The sequence below is a fragment of the Nocardioides okcheonensis genome, assembly GCF_020991065.1.
Classification (GTDB): Bacteria; Actinomycetota; Actinomycetes; order Propionibacteriales; family Nocardioidaceae; genus Nocardioides; species Nocardioides okcheonensis.
This window is the reverse complement of the sequence record NZ_CP087710.1, coordinates 1,777,421-1,793,903: the sequence shown is the minus strand read 5'-3', so window position 1 is coordinate 1,793,903 and position 16,483 is coordinate 1,777,421. Positions and strand designations below refer to the sequence as shown.

The window sequence follows — 16,483 nt, the reverse complement described above, 5'->3', positions numbered from 1 at the left end:
GTGGCCGACCTGTCGCTCGAGGTCGTCGGCTTCCTGGTGCTCGCCGCACTGGTGGCGGGCTTCGTCGACGCGGTTGTCGGTGGCGGCGGGCTGGTCCAGCTGCCCGCGCTGCTCATCGGGCTGCCGGGCGCCTCGGTGGTGCAGGTCGCCGCCACCAACAAGCTCGCGTCGTTCTGCGGCACCTCGATCAGCGCGGCGACGTACGTCCGACGCATCCGGCCCGACCCGCGGACCTTCCTGCCGCTGATGCTGGCGGCGTTCGTCGGCTCGGCGGGCGGCGCGCTGGTCGCCTCGCTGCTGCCGCGCAGTGCGTTCGACCCGATCATCCTGGCGGTGCTGGTGCTGGTCGGTGCCTACGTGTGGTTCAAGCCCGGAGTCGGGGATCTCACCAGGCTGCGGTTCCGGGGCGGGCAGCACCTCACCGCCGTGGTGCTCACCGGCGTCACGATCGGGTTCTACGACGGGGCGATCGGTCCCGGGACCGGGTCGTTCCTGGTGTTCGCGCTCGTGGGCCTGCTCGGCTACAACTTCCTCGAGGCCTCGGCCAAGGCCAAGCTGGCGAACTGGGCGACCAACCTCGCCGCGCTGGTGGTCTTCGTGCCCCAGGGAGCGGTCCTGTGGCAGCTCGCCCTGCCGATGGCAGCGGCCAACGTCGCGGGCGGCTACCTCGGCGCCCGCGTGGCCATGGCGCGGGGAGCGCGGTTCGTCCGGGCGTTCTTCCTGGTGGTCGTCTCCGGGTTCGTCGTGCGACTCGGCGGCGGGCTCCTGGGCTGGTGGTGACAGGCTCGGCGGGGCGCGACCGGTAGCCTCCACCTCGTGGGTGCGGTGGCGGCGGTCGACGGGTTCCAGCGGCGGCATCCCGTGCTGGGGTTCCCGATCGCGGTGATCTACAAGTACTTCGACGACCAGGGTCCCTACCTCGCCTCGGCGATGACCTACTACGCGTTCGTCGCGATCTTCCCGCTGATGCTGCTCGGCACCTCGATCCTGGGCCTGATCCTGCGCGGCGAGCCGCAGTGGCAGGAGCAGATCCTCGACTCCGCGCTCGCGCAGTTCCCGATCATCGGCGACGAGCTCGGCCGGCCCCAGGGCCTGCAGGGATCCGTCAGCGGTGTCGTCATCGGTGCCCTCGCCGCGCTCTACGGCGCGATGGGCCTGGGCCAGGCGCTGCAGAACACCCAGCACGTCGCCTGGTCGGTGCCGCGCAACAGCCGCCCCAACCCGTTCTACGCGCGGGTCAAGACGCTCATCCTGCTGCTGACCGCGGGGCTCTCGCTGCTGGCGGTGACGGTCGTGTCGACGATCGCCAGCACCACCGACGTCTTCACCGAGGTCATCGGCGGCGGGCTCAAGCAGCTGCTGCCGGTCCTCACGGTCCTCGTCGTCGGCACCGGCCTGAGCTACCTGTTCCGCTTCGCCGCCACCGGCCAGCACTCGTTCTGGCGCGCCGCGCCGGGCGGGTTCACGCTCGCGGTGATGTGGCAGCTGCTGCAGATCGGCGGCGCCGCCTACGTCGACCGCACCCTCGTCAACACCTCCTCGATGACCAAGACCTTCGGACTGGTCCTCGGCCTGATCGGCTTCCTGTGGATCGGCTCGGTGATGGCGGTGCTCGCCACCGAGGTCAACGTCGTGCTCGCGCGCCGGCTGTGGCCGCGCGCGCTGCTCACGCCGTTCACCGACAACGTCCGCCTCACCGAGGCCGACAAGCGTGCCTACGTCTCCTACGCCCGCATGCAGCGGCACAAGGGCTTCGAGAAGGTGGTCGTGCGGTGGGAGCCCGGACCCGCCGAGAAGCCCGCCGACCAGGACGAACCGGCCGAGGAACCCGCCGAGGAACCGGCCGAGGAGCCGGCCCACGAGCCCGACCGGGCGGCAGCGCAGCCGGAGCCCGAACCGGACGGCTCCGGCACCCGCGCGTGACGTCGTACGTCACCGTGGCGCGTGCCGCGCAGGCCGTGGTCGAGGACCGCGGCTCGCGGTTCCTGTGCCGCGTGCGACGGGTGGGCGACGAGGACGCCGCCCGCGAGCTGGTGGCGACGCTGCGGCGCGAGCACCCGGACGCGCGGCACCACTGCTCGGCCTTCGTGCTCGGCCCCCGCGGCGAGCTGCAGCGCGCGTCCGACGACGGCGAGCCCGCCGGCACCGCCGGTGCGCCGATGCTGGAGGTGCTGCGCGGCGCGGGGGTGAGCGACGTGGCGGCGGTGGTGACGCGCTGGTTCGGCGGGACGCTGCTCGGAGCCGGTGGGCTGGTGCGGGCCTACGGCGACGCGGTCCGCGCCGCGCTCGCGGAGGCCGGCACCCTGCGGCGCTCGCTGCTCACCGAGGTGGCGCTCGACCTCGACCACGCGGACGCCGGTCGCGTCGAGGGAGAGCTGCGGGCACGCGGGGTGAGCGTGCTCGACGTGGCGTACGACGCCCGCGTGCGGCTGCTGCTCGCCACCGCGCCGGACAGTCTCGACCGGCTCGGCCAGGTCGTGGCCGCCGCGACGTCCGGGGCGGCAGAGCCGGTCGTGGTGGGGGAGCGCTGGGTCGACGGCCCGGGTCAGTCCACGTCGCCGTCGACGTAGACCCAGCGTCCCGCGCGCCGCTCGAAGCGGCTCACCTCGTGCATCCGCCCGCCGTCCCACGAGGCCACGAACTCGACCGTGTCGCCGCTCGCCGCGAGCACCTCGAGCCCGGTCCACCGCGTGCGCGGGTCGGGGGTGACGTCGTCGGGGCGGGTGCGCGGGTGCCAGGTGCGGAAGAGGTGGTCGGCGTCGCCGCGGACGTGGGCGGTGTAGCGCGAGCGCATGAGCTGCTCGGGCGTCGCGGCCTGCACCCGGTTGTCGAGCAACGGGCGGCAGCAGTCGTCGTAGGACCCGCCGGAACCGCACGGGCAGGAAGGGGTCGTCACGGCCCCGAGGGTAGTCGGGAACAAACCTGTGGCGACCGGCGTTCAACGGTGTAATCATGTAAGTACTGCAACAGAATCCATGAGGAGACTCCATGATGACCGAGAACGATGACGAGGGCCGCGGACGCCGCGGCCGGGGCCGCAGTGACCGTGAGGGACGCGGCCGACGGGGCGGGTGGCAGGTCGCCGACCTGCCGCCGGCCGACGACGCGGGCGCCTGGTTCCGCGGGCGACTGCCCGACGGCTGGTTCAGCGAGGTGGACGTGCGCGTCGACCGCGAGGAGATCACCGTCGTGGGCACGCTGAGCGAGGAGCAGGCCGCCGGCGCCGACGGCGCGGAGGCCGAGGGCCGGATCAGCCGGTTCCGTGCCGACACCAAGGCCGAGCGGATCGAGATCGCGCTCGAGGCGCAGGGCCGCTACCAGCGCAAGGTGTCGTGGGGGGTGCGCCTGGGCGAGACCGAGGCGCTGTTCACCCACGTCTCGGCGCCGGTGATGACCCGGCTGCGCCAGCCGGAGCGGCAGGTGCTCGACACCCTGGTCGACGCCGGGGTGGCGCGCTCGCGCTCCGACGCGCTGGCCTGGTCGGTGCGCCTGGTGGGCCAGCACGCCGAGGAGTGGCTCGGCCAGCTCCGCGGCGCGATGGCCGAGGTCGACAAGCTGCGCGGCGAGGGCCCGTCCCTCTGAGCGCAGCAGACGCGCGGACAGAACCGGGTCCGGTGGTCCGCCACGAGCGTGGCGACGACCGGATATCCGGTGTTCTGTCCGCGTGTCCACGCACTACGGTGCCGGCCATGACGATCGAGCGGGCCGAGCCGCCCTACCGCACCGACGAGGTGGGCATGCTGCGCGCCTTCCTCGACCACTACCGCGCCACGATCCGGCTGCAGGCCTCCGGCCTCACCGACGACCAGCTCGACCAGGCGCTCGCCCCGAGCGACCTCACGCTCGGCGGGATGCTCAAGCACCTCGCGTTCGTCGAGGACTACTGGTTCTCCTACAACCTCGCGGCCCACGAGCCCGCGCCCCCGTGGGACTCCGCTCCCTGGGACGACGACCCCGACTGGGACTGGCACAGCGCATCGGGCGCGACCCACGCCGAGCTCGACGGCCTGCTCGCCGCGGCGATCGAGCGCTCGGACCGCTTCCTCGACGAGGCGCTGGCGGCCGACCCGGACCTCGACCGCCGTGTCGCGCGTCCGCGGCCGCCCGGGAAGGGGGAGACGGCGACGCTGCGCTGGGTGCTCGTGCACATGGTCGAGGAGTACTGCCGCCACGCCGGCCACGCCGACCTGATCCGCCAGTCCATCGACGGCGCGACCGACGTATGACCATCCGGCTCGCGACCGAGGCCGACTGGCCGGCGATCTGGCCGTTCTGGCGGGAGATCGTCGAGGCGGGCGAGACCTACGCCTACCCGCTCGGCGCGACGTCGGACCAGGCTCGCGGGTGGTGGTTCGACGGTAGCCGCGTCGTGGTGCTCGAGGACGACGGCCGGATCCTGGGATCGGCGAAGATGGGACCCAACCGACCCGGGCGCGGCGCCCACGTCGGCACCGCGTCGTTCATGGTCGACGCCGCCGCCCGCGGCCGCGGCGTGGGACGCAGGCTCGGCGAGCACGTCGTGCAGTGGCACCGCGACGAGGGCTTCGCCGCGATCCAGTTCAACGCGGTCGTCGAGACCAACACCGCAGCCGTGCGGCTCTGGGAGCAGCTCGGCTTCCGGGTCCTCGCGACGGTGCCCGAGGCGTTCGACAGCACCACCCACGGACGGGTCGGGCTGCACCTGATGCACCTCGACCTGTCCTGAGGGGGCGCCAAGCGGCGCGAGGTCTGGTGGAATGGTCCCCATGGCCGACACCATCCGCGTGTACCTCCTCGACGACCACGACGTCGTGCGCCAGGGACTGAGGTTCCTCCTCGAGCAGCAGGACGACATCGAGGTGGTGGGCGAGTCCGGGACCGCGACCGAGGCGGCCGCGAGGATCCCCGCGCTGCGGCCCGACGTCGCGGTGCTCGACGCGCGGCTGCCCGACGGCTCCGGGATCGAGGTCTGCCGCACCGTCCGCGCGGTGGACCCCTCGATCAACGCGCTCATCCTGACCTCCTACGACGACGACGAGGCGCTGTTCGCCGCGATCATGGCCGGCGCCGCCGGCTACGTGCTCAAGGAGATCCGCAGCTCCGACCTGGTCGCGGCCGTGCGCCACGTCGCGGCCGGCAAGTCGCTCATCGACCCCGCGATGACCGCCACCGTCCTCGAGCGGATCCGCAACGGCCCCGAGACCCCGGACGAGCTGGCCTCGCTCACCGACCAGGAGCGCGTCCTGCTCGGCCACATCGCCGAGGGGCTCACCAACCGCCAGATCGCCGAGCAGATGTTCCTCGCCGAGAAGACGGTGAAGAACTACGTCTCGAGCATCCTCTCCAAGCTCGGCCTCGAGCGCCGCACGCAGGCCGCGGTGCTCGCCTCGAAGCTGCTCGGCGACGCCCCCCAGCGCTGACCGGTCCGGCGCTGTCCGGCCGGGTTCGGGACCTATGGCCCGGACGTTGCGTGACCGCAGGCCCTGACCGGGCACGCTCCTCCCACGCGACTGTGGTGGTGACCCCGACTGGGGCACCACCACCGAAGGAGGGGATGACGATGAGCGTCATCCATCGCCACCGCCACGAGGCCGAGACCCGGACCCCGCCCGTGGTGGCACAGGCCGGAGCCCCGGCCGCCGAGAGCCACGACCACGACCACGGACCCTGGTTCGACCGGGCCCTGGCCACGCTGCGGATCGCCTACGGAGTGACCTTCCTGTGGGCCTTCCTCGACAAGACCTTCGCGCTCGGCTTCCACACCGGCTACGACCAGGACGGCGTCCTGGACCGGTTCGGCCCTGCCGCGTGGATCAACGGCGGCAGCCCCACCGAGGGATTCCTCTCCTTCGGTGTCCCCGCCGACAACCCGTTCCACGGCTTCTTCACCGGGCTCGCGGGCCAGGCCTGGGTCGACTGGCTGTTCATGGCCGGCCTGCTCGGCATCGGCGTGACGCTCCTGCTGGGAGTCGGCATGCGGATCGGAGCCGCGGCGGGCGCGCTGATGTACGCGTTCATGTACGCCGCGTCGCTCCCGCTCGAGAACAACCCCGTCGTCGACGACCACCTCGTCGGCATCATCGTGATGGCGGTCCTCGCCCTGGGCGCGGCCGGCACCACCTGGGGGCTGGGTCACTGGTGGAGCAGGCAGGAAGTGGTGAAGCAACACCCCGCCCTGCGCTGACACCAGGCCCCCGGAGGCCCGACGCATCCCCCGCGTCGGGCCTTTCCGGTGCTTCTGCCCCGGTCAGCCGAGCGGCACCCGCCACACCAGGAGGGTGCCGCGCTCGCCCGGCGCCGAGATCTCCAGGCTGCCGCCGAGGTCGTCGGCCCGCCGCCGGGCGTTGCGCAGCCCGCTCTGCGGGGCGTCGTCGGGCACCCCCACGCCGTCGTCGGCGACCCGCAGCTCCAGCCGGTCGGCTGTGACCGTGACGTCCACCTCCGCGCTGTCGGCCAGCGCGTGCCGGGCGACGTTGGAGATCGCCTCGCGCAGCACCGCGACCAGCTGGGAGCCGAGCTCCGGCGAGACGGCCGTGTCGACCGGGCCGGCGGTGCGCACCACGGGCGTGAAGCCCAGCACCGGGACGTACTCCTTGACCAGCTTGCGCACCGCCGCCCGCAGCGAGTCACCGCGACGGTCCTGCAGCTCGAAGATCGTGCCGCGGATCGCCTTGATGGTGTCGTCGAGGTCGGACACCGCCGCGTCGAGGCGCTCGGTGACCGCGCCGGCGCCCGACATCGACGCCACGCCCTGCAGCTGCAGGCCGGTGGCGAAGAGCCGCTGGATGACGATGTCGTGCAGGTCGCGGGCGATCCGCTCGCGGTCGGAGATCAGGGCGAGCTCCTCGCGGTCGGAGAGCGCCTGGGTCCGGTCGAGCGACAGCGCGACCTGGTCGGCGAAGACCGCGAAGAGCTCGCGCTCCTGCACGTCGAGCAGTCCAGCGCCCGGCTCGGTGACGGCCACCAGCGCGGACACCGGCGCGAGGTGCGAGCGCAGCGGCACCACGACGAGGCGGGCGTCGTCGACCTCGACGGTCGACACGGGGCTGCCGGCCCCGACCTCGGCGTGCTCCCGCGCCCGTGCCAGCAGGTCCGTGACCGGCGCGCGGTCGGCCTCGCTGACGACGCTCACGGTGTCGTGGTCCGGGCCCGCCGACGACCACAGCGCGACGGCCCGTGCGCGCGAGACCTGCCGCGCCGTCGACACGATCTGGTGCAGCGCGGACGGGACGTCGACGGGCGGCTGCAGCACCTCGGAGAGGTAGCCGGAGGCCTCGAGCCACTGCCGCCGCCGCTCGCTGATCGCGAACGAGCGGGCGTTGCTGACGACGTAGCCCGCGGTGCGGGCGAGCTCCTCGACCAGCAGCTCGTCGGTCTCGGTGAAGGGTCCGCCGCCCTCCTTCTCGGTGAGGTAGAGGTTGCCGAAGACGGTGCCGCGGATCCGCACCGGCATGCCGAGGAAGCTGCGCATCGGCGGGTGGTTCGGCGGGAAGCCGACCGACCTGGGGTGGGCGCCGAGGTCGCTGACGCGGAGCCCGGAGGGGTCCTCGATGATGACGCCGAGGATGCCGCGCCCGCGCGGGAGGTCGCCGATCAGCCGACGGGTGTCGTCGTCGATCCCGGTGGTGACGAACTCCGCGAGGAGCCCGTCGCGACCGAGCACCCCGAGGGCGCCGTAGCGGGCACCGGTGAGGACCGTGGCGGCCTCGATGATGCGGGTGAGGGCGAGGTCGAGGTCGAGGTCGCTGGCGATCGCGCTGACCGCCTGGAGCAGCGAGCGCGCGTCGGCGCCCAGGTCCGGTGCGCCCGGAGTCCCCGGTCCGCCCCGGTCGCTGGTGTGCGTCACGTGGCCAGTGTGGCCCACGCCCCGAGCGGGTGCCACGACCTTCAGGCGAGGCGACGCACGGGCAGGTGGTCCCAGGGCGCCCAGCCGTCGCCGATCTGGCGTCCGGTGACCTCGGCCCAGGGGATCCGGACGACCAGGTTGCGCTGGCCCGACGCCCACGGCTTCGGCTCCCAGGTGCGGGCGATGTGCGCGAGCTCGGACTGGTCGTCGACGAACACGGCGCGGCCGCGCACCGCCACGCTCCACCCGCGCTTGTTCTCGTAGTCGAACTGGTCGATCTCGAAGCACAGCTGGGCGTCGCGGCCGTAGGTGCCGAGCAGGCTGTAGGCCGTCGTGCGGAGCAGCACCGACTCGCCGTCGACGGAGTAGTTGACGGGGAGGATGTGGGGTCCGGTCGGGGTGCTGAGCGCCACCCGGCCCGCGACGCCGGCGGCCAGCAGGCGGGCGCACTCCTCCCGGGACAGGTCGTGGGTGGACTGCATGCGGGCCTCCTTGTGCCGAGGCTCCCACCTTCCCCGAGGCCGGTCGGCGAGAGCAGGGTCCAAGGTCCCGACCGCCGCGGGTCGGTGGACCGTCGTGGCGGGCTTCGAGTGCGCTCCACGTTGACGGGCCGGTCTAGCGTGGAGACGTGAGCGACGCCAGCCAGACCCCGCACCCCGAAGCCAGCACCCTCGGCCAGCTGCGCGCCAGCGGCCACGAGCTCAAGCCGCTGCGCGTGGAGCTGCGCGACAACCTGCTCGCCCTGCTCGCGAGCGGCGAGGACCCGTGGCCCGGGCTGCACGGCTTCGGGGACACCGTCGTCCCGCAGGTCGAGCGGGCGCTGCTGGCCGGACACGACATCGTGCTGCTCGGCGAGCGGGGGCAGGGCAAGACCCGCCTGCTGCGCTCGCTGGTCGGGCTGCTCGACGAGTGGACCCCGGTGATCTCGGGCTCGGAGCTCGGCGAGCACCCCTACGAGCCGATCACCGTCACGTCGCAGCAGGCGGCCGCGGCCCACGGCGACGACCTGCGCATCTCGTGGCGCCACCGCGACGAGCGCTACGCCGAGAAGCTCGCCACCCCCGACACGTCGGTCGCCGACCTGATCGGCGACGTCGACCCGATGAAGGTCGCCGAGGGACGCCACCTCGGCGACCCCGAGACCATCCACTTCGGGCTCATCCCGCGCAGCCACCGCGGCATCGTCGCGATCAACGAGCTCCCCGACCTCGCCGAGCGGATCCAGGTCGCGATGCTCAACGTGATGGAGGAGCGCGACATCCAGATCCGCGGCTACGTCCTGCGCCTGCCGCTCGACGTGCTGGTGGTCGCGAGCGCCAACCCGGAGGACTACACCAACCGCGGCCGGATCATCACCCCGCTCAAGGACCGCTTCGGTGCGGAGATCCGGACCCACTACCCGCGCGAGGTCGAGAAGGAGATCGCGGTCATCGAGCAGGAGGCCGACCTCGTCGCCGAGGTGCCGGCGTACCTCCTCGAGGTGCTGGCCCGCTTCACCCGCAACCTCCGCGACTCCCAGTCGGTCGACCAGCGCTCCGGCGTCAGCGCCCGCTTCGCGATCGCCGGCGCGGAGACCATCGCCGCCGCCGCGCTGCACCGCGCCACCACCCAGGGGGAGGAGGAGGCCGTCGCCCGCGTGGTCGACCTCGAGACGGCCGTCGACGTGCTCGGCGGCAAGATCGAGTTCGAGACCGGCGAGGAGGGCCGCGAGACCGAGATCCTCACCCACCTGCTGCGCACCGCCGTCGCCGAGACCGTCCGTGCCCACCTCGCCGGCATCGACCTGCGGCTGCTCGTGGAGGCGATCGAGGAGGGCGCGATGGTCGCCACCGGCGCCCGCGTCGGTGCGCGCGACTTCCTCGCCGGCCTGCCGGTGCTGGGCGAGTCGGACCTCTACGACCAGGTCTGTGACCGCCTCGGCGCCACCAACGACGGCGAGCGCGCCGCGGCGGTCGAGCTCGCCCTCGAGGGGCTCTACCTCGCCCGCCGGATCGGCAAGGACGCCGACGCGGGGGAGACCGTCTATGGCTGAGGCCGCGGTCGGCGCCGCGGTCACCGTCCGCGCCGGCACCCACGCCGACATCCCCGGGTTCCGGGACCTCGGCGAGGCCGTCGTGCCGCCGACCTACGGGCCGATCGACGAGGCCTACGCCCAGCGGATGCTCGACGAGTGGTGGGTGGCCGAGCGCTTCGAGGCTTCGCTGGCGGTCAACACCCACCTGGTCGCCGAGTGCGACGGGCAGGTCGTCGCGATGGCCGCGTTCGGGCTGCTGTCGCGCTCGCACCGCGACTTCCCCCACGTCACCGGCGAGCGCGAGGTGATGTGGAAGCTCTACGTCCACCCCGACCACCACGGTCGCGGGATCGGCAGCCGGCTGCTGGCCGAGGTCGAGGCCCTCGTCGAGGGCGACGAGCTGTGGCTCGAGGTCGTCGACGGCAACGAGCAGGCCTTCGCGTTCTACCGCGCGAAGGGGTTCGTCGAGGTCGAGCGGGTCGGCGACGGGGTGTGGCCCGACGACGTGTGGCTCCGCAAGGACCTGCGCGGGACGAGGCGGCGATGACCCGGTTCCGCAAGTACGACGGCGGCGACCCGCTCGCCCCGCCGGTCGACCTCGCCGAGGCGCTCGACGCGATCGGGCAGGACGTGATGGCCGGCTACAGCCCCGAGCACGCGATGCGCGAGTTCCTGCGCCGCGGCGGCAGCGACCAGACGGGCCTCGACGAGCTCGCCCGCCGGGTCGCTGAGAAGCGGCGCGAGATCCTGCAGCGCAACAACCTCGACGGCACCATGCAGGAGGTCCGCGAGCTCCTCGACAAGGCCGTCCGCGCCGAGCGCGGCCAGCTCGCCCGCGACATCACGATGGACGACGGGGACCGCGCGTTCCGCGAGCTCATGCTCGACAACCTGCCGTCCTCGACGCCGGCCGCGGTCAGCGAGCTGTCGTCCTACGACTGGCAGTCGTCGGAGGCCCGCGAGGCGTTCGAGCAGATCAAGGACCTGCTCGGCCGGGAGCTGCTCGACCAGCGCTTCGCCGGCATGAAGCAGGCCCTCGAGGGGGCGACCGACGAGGACCGGCAGGCCGTCCAGGACATGCTGTCCGACCTCAACGACCTGCTCGAGAAGCACGCGTCGGAGGGGGTCACCGACGAGGAGTTCGCCGACTTCATGGACAAGCACGGCGACTTCTTCCCCGAGCGCCCGAAGGACATGGACGAGCTGCTCGACTCGCTCGCGCAGCGCGCCGCCGCGGCCCAGCGGATGCTCAACTCGATGACGCCGGAGCAGCGCCAGGAGCTGATGGAGCTCTCGCAGCAGGCGTTCGGCTCGCCGCAGCTGATCGAGCAGCTCGCCCGGATGGACGCCAACCTCCAGGCGCTGCGCCCCGGCGAGGACTGGTCGGGCTCGGAGTCCTTCGAGGGCGAGGAGGGCATGGGCCTCGGCGACGGCACCGGCGCGCTCCAGGACCTCGCCCAGCTCGACGCGCTGGCCGACCAGCTCGCCCAGTCGCACCGCGGCGCGCGGATGGACGACGTCGACCTCGACGCGCTCGCTCGCCAGCTCGGCCAGGACGCCGCGGTGGACGCGAAGACCCTGCAGGACCTCGAGCGGGCGCTGCGCGACAGCGGCTACCTCAAGCGCGGCTCCGACGGCGAGCTGCGGCTGTCGCCCAAGGCGATGCGACAGCTCGGCAGGGCGCTGCTGCGCGACGTGGCCGAGCGGATGAGCGGGCGCTCCGGTGCGCGCGAGACGCGTACGACCGGCCTCGCCGGCGAGCCGACGGGCTCGAGCCGGCGCTGGGAGTTCGGCGACACCGAGCCGTGGGACGTCCCGCGCACGATCGGCAACGCGGTGCTCCGCGACGGCGGGACGCGACCGGTGCGGATCCGGGTCGACGACATCGAGGTCACCGAGACCGAGGCCCGCACCCAGGCGGCCGTCGCGCTGCTGGTCGACACGTCGTTCTCGATGGCGATGGACGGGCGGTGGGTGCCGATGAAGCGCACCGCGCTCGCGCTGCACCAGCTGGTCCGGTCGCGCTTCCGCGGCGACGACCTGCAGCTGATCGCCTTCGGCCGCCACGCCCAGGTGATGGAGGTCGAGGAGCTCACCGCGCTCGACGCCCGCTGGGACAAGGGCACGAACCTGCACCACGCGCTGCTGCTGGCCAACCGGTTCTTCCGCAAGCACCCCAACGCCCAGCCGGTGCTGCTGGTCGTCACCGACGGGGAGCCGACGGCGCACCTCGAGGCGGACGGCGAGGTGTGGTTCTCCTACCCGCCGCACCCGCTGACCATCGCCCACTCGGTGCGCGAGCTCGACGCGGCCGCGCGCCTGGGCGCCCAGGTGACCTTCTTCCGGCTCGGCGACGACCCCGGGCTGGCGCGCTTCATCGACTCGATGGCGCGCCGCGTCGACGGCCGGATGGTCAGCCCCGAGCTCGACGACCTCGGCGCCGCGGTGGTCGGCTCGTACCTCGGCTCCCGCGGACCCGCGTCGTCCTACCGCGAGCACTTCGGCGACTGGTACGGCGGTGGGCGCGGCTCCTGGGTCTAGGCCACCGCGCCCGCCGGGAGAATCCTGGAGAAGATCCTTCCCCGGCTGTCGATCCGGGGGCAGGGTGTTCGTCGTCGTTGATGACGGCGCCGGACAGGCCGGCCCGCGACCCAGTGCAGGAGACACCCGATGGCCAAGTACGCAATCCTCATCTACGAAGACCAGGCCCGCTACGCGACCATGTCGCCCGAGGCCTGGGGCGCGCTGGTCGACGCGCACGGCACGTTCGTCAAGCAGGTCTTCGAGCTCGGCGGTTCCCTCGCGGGCGGCGAGGCGCTCGCGGCCACGACGACGGCCACCTCGGTCAAGGGTGGCGGCACGGTGACGGACGGCCCGTTCGTCGAGACCAAGGAGGCCCTCGGTGGCTTCTACGTCGTCGAGGCGCGCGACCTCGACCACGCCGTCGAGATCGCCAAGCTGTGCCCGGCCCCCTTCGGTGGCGTCGAGGTCCGCCCGGTCGTCGACCCGACGACGAACCCGTTCTGAGCCCGCTCTGAGCGCTCCCAGCGACGAGCCGACCGCGTCCGCCGCACAGGCGGACGCGGTCGCCGCCGCGCTGGCGCAGGCCCACCGCTCCGAGTGGGCGTTCGTGCTGTCCGCCACGGTGCGTGTCACAGGCGACCTGGACGTCGCGGAGGAGTGTGCGCAGGAGGCGTACGTCAGGGCGCTGCAGGCCTGGACCCGGGACGGCGTCCCGGAGCGACCGGGTGCGTGGCTGACCACGGTGGCGCGGAACCACGCGCTGGACCGCATGCGTCGCGAGGTCACCCTCCGGCGCAAGCTCCCGCTGCTCGTGGAGCCGGCGACCGTCGACCCGAGCGACCCGGCCGACCTCGACCCCTCCGACGCCGCGGTGCCGGACGACCGGCTCCGGCTGGTGTTCACCTGCTGCCACCCCACCCTCGCCCCCGAGGCCCGCGTCGCCCTCACCCTGCGCCTGGTCTGCGGCGTCCCCACCCCCGACGTCGCCCGGGCCTTCCTCGTGTCCGAGTCCACGATGGCGGCGCGGATCACCCGGGCCAAGAAGAAGATCTCCGAGGCGCGGATCCCCTACCGGGTCCCGGACCGGGCCGAGCTGCCCGAGCGCCTGGACAGCGTGCTGACCGCCGTCCACCTGCTCTTCAGCACCGGCCACACGGCCGGCGCGGGGGACGCGCTGGTCCGTGAGGACCTCTGCGACCGTGCCCTGCACCTCGCGCGCACCCTGGCCGCCCTGCTCCCCGAGCAGGCCGAGACCGGAGGCCTGCTGGGCCTGCTGCTGCTCACCGACGCGCGACGTGCCACCCGGACCGACGAGCAGGGCCGGCTGCTCCTGCTCGCCGACCAGGACCGGACGCGCTGGGACCAGCGCGCGATCCTGGAGGGCCTCACGGTGACGGCCGGAGCGCTGGCGGCGGGCCCACCGGGGCGGTTCACCCTGCAGGCGGCGATCGCCGGCGTGCACGCGATGGCGCCGTCCGTGGACCAGACGGACTGGCCGCGCGTGGTGCACCTCTACGACCGGCTGCTGGCGGTGTGGAGCACCCCGGTGGTCGCGCTCAACCGGGCCGCCGCCGTGGCGTTCGCCGACGGACCGGCCGCCGCGCTGCCGCTCCTGGACGAGCTGGCGACGGATCCCCGGCTCGCCGACTACCCCTACCTCCCCGCCGCCCGCGCCGACGTGCTGCGCCGCCTCGGTGACGCGGCCGGTGCCGCTCGGTCGTACCAGCGCGCGATGGAGCTCACGGCGAACGCCGCGGAGCGTGCGTTCCTGGAGCAGCGCCTGGCCGAGGTCAGCCGCGCCGACGGGGCCGATGCTGCGCCCGGCTGAGTCCGGCGGGCCCGTCGCCCACGCGGCGTGGTTGGCTGGGTCCATGGACGACCAGCTGACCGCCCGCCGCTTCATCGAGGCCGACCCGGCCGCCGTGTTCGCCGTCCTGCGCGACCCCGCGGGGCACGTCGAGATCGACGCCTCGGGGATGCTGCAGGAGGCCACCGGGGGACCGGTGGGTGCCGTCGGCGACCGGTTCACCGTGCAGATGGACCGCGAGGCCAAGGGCGACCTCCCGATGGGTCGCTACGAGGTCGACGTGGTCATCGACCGCTACCGGCCCGACCGCGAGATCGCGTGGTGGATCGACGGGACGGTCAAGCCGCCGATCGGCCACACCTACGGCTACGTCCTCGAGCCCGACGAGGTCGACGGACGCCCCGGCACGTGGGTGACGTCGGTCTACGACTGGTCGCAGGTCAGCGAGGAGTGGCGTCCGGTCTTCCCGGTGGTCGGCCAGTCCGAGCTGCGCGCCACGCTCGGCATCCTCGACCGGGTGGTGCGTCGCCGGGCGCGCGGCGTCACGGCGTAGGGCCGGCCGCCTCGAGCATCCGCAGCAGCTCGGCGCCCATGTGCTCGATGACGGCGTCGAGCGCCTTCTTCGGGCGCACCATGACGGTGAAGTCGACGATCTGCCCGTCGGCGTCCCAGGTGATCATGTCGATCCCGGAGACGTCGTAGCCGCCGACGGTGGTGCGGAACTGCAGCACCGCCGAGTCGTCGCCGAGCCACTCGCGCTCGTAGACCAGGTGAGGCCCGAGCACGGTGAACGCGGCGGTGAGGTAGCCGACGACGGCGTCGCGGCCCTCCTGCGGCGCGTGCACCGCCGGGCTGCGGAAGACGGCGTCCTCGGCGACCAGCCCCGGGAGACCTGCGGGATCGCGGCTCTCGACGACGGCGTGCCAGCGGGCGAGGGCGTCGGCTGCGGTGCTCATGCGCGGGCGAACCCCGGCAGCGACTCCTCGAGGATCTCGCGGAACGGCACGGAGGCGCCGAGCTGGCTGAGCAGGCCGAGCGACCCGAGCCAGGTGCGGTGGATGAGCAGGTACGACGTCGGCAGGTTGAGCTTGGTCGCCAGCGTGAACGACTCCGCGCGCGGGTCGTTGATCCGCTCGAACTGCTCGCGCATCCAGTCGCGGGTGAAGCCGAAGCGCTCCTGCGCGGCCGGCTCGACGAAGGGGGAGAGGTAGTTCAGCAGCATCGCCGGGTCGACGGTGATCCGGTCCTTGATGAAGCCCTCCGCGCGCAGCCCGGCCACGAGCGACTCCTCGTCGGAGTCGATCGCGATCCGGATCAGCCGGCCCATCGCCGGGGGGAGCTGTCCGTCGGGGAGCCGGGCGACGGCGCCGAAGTCGAGCACGCCGAGCCGGCCCGGGGAGCCGTCGGCGCCGGGGATGACGCGGAAGTTGCCGGGGTGCGGGTCGGCGTGGAGCATGCCGGTGCGTCGCGGGCCCTCGAAGAGGAAGCGGACGAAGAGCTCGCCGTAGTGGTCGCGCTCCTCCTGCGTCCCCTCGCGGATGACGTGGGCGAGCGAGTGGGCGGAGTCGAGCCACTCGCTGACCAGCACCTCGGTGCCGACGGCCACCACGCCCGGCACGACGATGTCAGGGTGGTCGGCGAACGCCTCGGCGTAGGCCGCCTGCGCGTCGGCCTCGAGGTGGTAGTCGAGCTCCTCGGCCGCACGGTCCTGCAGCTCGGCGACCAGCGGCTTGATGTCGATCCCGGGGAAGACGGGGGCGACGCCCTTCGCCACCCGGGCGATCTGGCGCAGGTCCGACATCAGCGCCTCGCCGGCGCCGGGGTACTGCACCTTGACGGCGACGTCGAGCTCCTCACCGGAGTCCTCGACGCGCCAGCGGCCGCGGTGGACCTGGCCGATCGAGGCGGCGGCGGTGGGCGCGCCGTCGAGCCACACGAGGTGCTGGTCCCAGTCCGGGCCGAGCTGCTTGGCCAGCTGCTCGCGGACCGTGGACGTCGGCATCGGGGGCGCGGAGTCCTGCAGCGCGGTGAGGTGCTCGCGGTAGGGCGCGGAGACCTCCTCGGGCAGCGCCGCCTCGAGGACGCTCAGCGCCTGCCCGAACTTCATCGCCCCGCCCTTGAGCTCGCCCAGGGTGCGGAACAGCTGCTCGGCGGTGCGCTGCTGGACCTCGGTGAGCACCGCCTCGGCCGGCTTGCCGCCGAGCCGCTTGCCGAGCCCGACCGCCTGCCGTCCGGCGTACCCGAGGGGCAGAGCGGCGAGCCGGGCCGTACGAGCGGCAGCCTTGCGGGGGAGCTCGGTCATGTCCCCATCATC

The 16,483-nt window shown here is 73.3% G+C and carries 19 protein-coding genes; 14 read left to right on the top strand and 5 right to left on the bottom strand.

What is annotated here, in order from left to right:
• Genes LN652_RS08710 through LN652_RS08700 form a run of 3 tightly spaced genes read left to right on the top strand, consistent with a single transcriptional unit; the run spans position 1 to position 2,570 of the window.
• Positions 1 to 780 carry a TSUP family transporter gene (locus LN652_RS08710; protein ID WP_230444272.1) on the top strand — a complete coding sequence of 260 codons (780 nt, stop codon included), beginning with the start codon at positions 1 to 3 and terminating at the stop codon, positions 778 to 780.
• A gap of 36 nt (positions 781 to 816) precedes the next feature.
• Complete coding sequence (locus LN652_RS08705) at positions 817 to 1,923, top strand: YihY/virulence factor BrkB family protein (protein WP_230444271.1); 1,107 nt, start codon at positions 817 to 819, stop codon at positions 1,921 to 1,923.
• A complete protein-coding gene (locus tag LN652_RS08700) occupies positions 1,920 to 2,570 on the top strand; it encodes a YigZ family protein (RefSeq protein WP_230444270.1) in 651 nt (216 codons plus the stop codon). Before LN652_RS08705 ends, LN652_RS08700 begins: the two co-directional genes overlap by 4 nt.
• Here the strand turns inward: LN652_RS08700 and LN652_RS08695 are convergent.
• On the bottom strand, positions 2,546 to 2,896 hold the full coding sequence (locus tag LN652_RS08695; protein ID WP_230444269.1) for a YchJ family protein: 351 nt from the start codon (positions 2,894 to 2,896) through the stop codon (positions 2,546 to 2,548). The genes LN652_RS08700 and LN652_RS08695 overlap by 25 nt on opposite strands.
• A gap of 95 nt (positions 2,897 to 2,991) precedes the next feature.
• Here LN652_RS08695 and LN652_RS08690 point away from each other — a divergent pair, with 95 nt between their 5' ends.
• The 5 genes from LN652_RS08690 (at position 2,992) to LN652_RS08670 (ending at position 6,163) form a co-directional block, all read left to right on the top strand.
• Entirely contained in the window at positions 2,992 to 3,582 is a 591-nt protein-coding gene (locus tag LN652_RS08690; protein ID WP_329958475.1) for a hypothetical protein, read from the top strand.
• A 107-nt stretch (positions 3,583 to 3,689) separates the two neighbouring features.
• Positions 3,690 to 4,226, top strand: a complete 537-nt coding sequence (locus tag LN652_RS08685) for a DinB family protein (protein WP_230444268.1) — start codon at positions 3,690 to 3,692, stop codon at positions 4,224 to 4,226.
• Positions 4,223 to 4,705: a GNAT family N-acetyltransferase gene (locus LN652_RS08680; RefSeq protein ID WP_230444267.1), complete on the top strand. Its 483-nt coding sequence runs from the start codon at positions 4,223 to 4,225 to the stop codon at positions 4,703 to 4,705. The genes LN652_RS08685 and LN652_RS08680 overlap by 4 nt, the downstream gene beginning before the upstream one ends.
• A gap of 31 nt (positions 4,706 to 4,736) precedes the next feature.
• The gene (locus tag LN652_RS08675) at positions 4,737 to 5,399 is read left to right on the top strand and encodes a response regulator (RefSeq protein WP_407941536.1); all 663 of its coding nucleotides are present in this window, start codon (positions 4,737 to 4,739) and stop codon (positions 5,397 to 5,399) included.
• 140 nt (positions 5,400 to 5,539) lie between these two features.
• Entirely contained in the window at positions 5,540 to 6,163 is a 624-nt protein-coding gene (locus LN652_RS08670; protein WP_230444265.1) for a hypothetical protein, read from the top strand.
• Between the two features lie 63 nt (positions 6,164 to 6,226).
• Here LN652_RS08670 and LN652_RS08665 read toward each other — a convergent pair whose 3' ends face one another.
• Positions 6,227 to 7,825, bottom strand: a complete 1,599-nt coding sequence (locus tag LN652_RS08665) for a GAF domain-containing sensor histidine kinase (protein WP_230444264.1) — start codon at positions 7,823 to 7,825, stop codon at positions 6,227 to 6,229.
• Between the two features lie 41 nt (positions 7,826 to 7,866).
• On the bottom strand, positions 7,867 to 8,307 hold the full coding sequence (locus tag LN652_RS08660; protein ID WP_230444263.1) for a pyridoxamine 5'-phosphate oxidase family protein: 441 nt from the start codon (positions 8,305 to 8,307) through the stop codon (positions 7,867 to 7,869).
• Positions 8,308 to 8,453: 146 nt separating this feature from the next.
• On the opposite strand from LN652_RS08660, the gene LN652_RS08655 reads away from it, so the two are divergent.
• From LN652_RS08655 to LN652_RS08630, 6 genes are all read left to right on the top strand, one after another.
• The gene (locus tag LN652_RS08655) at positions 8,454 to 9,857 is read left to right on the top strand and encodes a sigma 54-interacting transcriptional regulator (RefSeq protein ID WP_230444262.1); all 1,404 of its coding nucleotides are present in this window, start codon (positions 8,454 to 8,456) and stop codon (positions 9,855 to 9,857) included.
• Complete coding sequence (locus tag LN652_RS08650; protein WP_230444261.1) at positions 9,850 to 10,386, top strand: GNAT family N-acetyltransferase; 537 nt, start codon at positions 9,850 to 9,852, stop codon at positions 10,384 to 10,386. The genes LN652_RS08655 and LN652_RS08650 overlap by 8 nt, the downstream gene beginning before the upstream one ends.
• Positions 10,383 to 12,380: a VWA domain-containing protein gene (locus LN652_RS08645; RefSeq protein WP_230444260.1), complete on the top strand. Its 1,998-nt coding sequence runs from the start codon at positions 10,383 to 10,385 to the stop codon at positions 12,378 to 12,380. The genes LN652_RS08650 and LN652_RS08645 overlap by 4 nt, the downstream gene beginning before the upstream one ends.
• A 129-nt stretch (positions 12,381 to 12,509) precedes the next feature.
• A complete protein-coding gene (locus tag LN652_RS08640; RefSeq protein WP_230444259.1) occupies positions 12,510 to 12,866 on the top strand; it encodes a YciI family protein in 357 nt (118 codons plus the stop codon).
• 118 nt (positions 12,867 to 12,984) lie between these two features.
• Positions 12,985 to 14,190 (top strand): RNA polymerase sigma factor, encoded by a 1,206-nt coding sequence (locus tag LN652_RS08635; protein WP_230444258.1) that lies wholly within the window; start codon positions 12,985 to 12,987, stop codon positions 14,188 to 14,190.
• Positions 14,191 to 14,233: 43 nt separating this feature from the next.
• Positions 14,234 to 14,722: an SRPBCC family protein gene (locus LN652_RS08630; RefSeq protein WP_230444257.1), complete on the top strand. Its 489-nt coding sequence runs from the start codon at positions 14,234 to 14,236 to the stop codon at positions 14,720 to 14,722.
• Here the strand turns inward: LN652_RS08630 and LN652_RS08625 are convergent.
• Positions 14,712 to 15,125 (bottom strand): nuclear transport factor 2 family protein, encoded by a 414-nt coding sequence (locus LN652_RS08625; RefSeq protein ID WP_230444256.1) that lies wholly within the window; start codon positions 15,123 to 15,125, stop codon positions 14,712 to 14,714. The genes LN652_RS08630 and LN652_RS08625 overlap by 11 nt on opposite strands.
• The gene (locus LN652_RS08620) at positions 15,122 to 16,471 is read right to left on the bottom strand and encodes an ABC1 kinase family protein (protein WP_230444255.1); all 1,350 of its coding nucleotides are present in this window, start codon (positions 16,469 to 16,471) and stop codon (positions 15,122 to 15,124) included. Before LN652_RS08620 ends, LN652_RS08625 begins: the two co-directional genes overlap by 4 nt.
• Between the last annotated feature and the right edge of the window lie 12 nt (positions 16,472 to 16,483).

What these genes read in the sequence shown, in the direction of transcription:
- LN652_RS08690 (WP_329958475.1), top strand. Translation starts at nt 2,992, where the DNA reads ATGACCGAGAACGATGACGAGGGCCGCGGACGCCGCGGCCGGGGCCGC.
- LN652_RS08685 (WP_230444268.1), top strand. Translation starts at nt 3,690, where the DNA reads ATGACGATCGAGCGGGCCGAGCCGCCCTACCGCACCGACGAGGTGGGC.
- LN652_RS08680 (WP_230444267.1), top strand. Translation starts at nt 4,223, where the DNA reads ATGACCATCCGGCTCGCGACCGAGGCCGACTGGCCGGCGATCTGGCCG.
- LN652_RS08675 (WP_407941536.1), top strand. Translation starts at nt 4,737, where the DNA reads ATGGTCCCCATGGCCGACACCATCCGCGTGTACCTCCTCGACGACCAC.
- LN652_RS08670 (WP_230444265.1), top strand. Translation starts at nt 5,540, where the DNA reads ATGAGCGTCATCCATCGCCACCGCCACGAGGCCGAGACCCGGACCCCG.
- LN652_RS08660 (WP_230444263.1), bottom strand. Translation starts at nt 8,307, where the DNA reads ATGCAGTCCACCCACGACCTGTCCCGGGAGGAGTGCGCCCGCCTGCTG.
- LN652_RS08650 (WP_230444261.1), top strand. Translation starts at nt 9,850, where the DNA reads ATGGCTGAGGCCGCGGTCGGCGCCGCGGTCACCGTCCGCGCCGGCACC.
- LN652_RS08645 (WP_230444260.1), top strand. Translation starts at nt 10,383, where the DNA reads ATGACCCGGTTCCGCAAGTACGACGGCGGCGACCCGCTCGCCCCGCCG.
- LN652_RS08640 (WP_230444259.1), top strand. Translation starts at nt 12,510, where the DNA reads ATGGCCAAGTACGCAATCCTCATCTACGAAGACCAGGCCCGCTACGCG.
- LN652_RS08630 (WP_230444257.1), top strand. Translation starts at nt 14,234, where the DNA reads ATGGACGACCAGCTGACCGCCCGCCGCTTCATCGAGGCCGACCCGGCC.
- LN652_RS08625 (WP_230444256.1), bottom strand. Translation starts at nt 15,125, where the DNA reads ATGAGCACCGCAGCCGACGCCCTCGCCCGCTGGCACGCCGTCGTCGAG.
- LN652_RS08620 (WP_230444255.1), bottom strand. Translation starts at nt 16,471, where the DNA reads ATGACCGAGCTCCCCCGCAAGGCTGCCGCTCGTACGGCCCGGCTCGCC.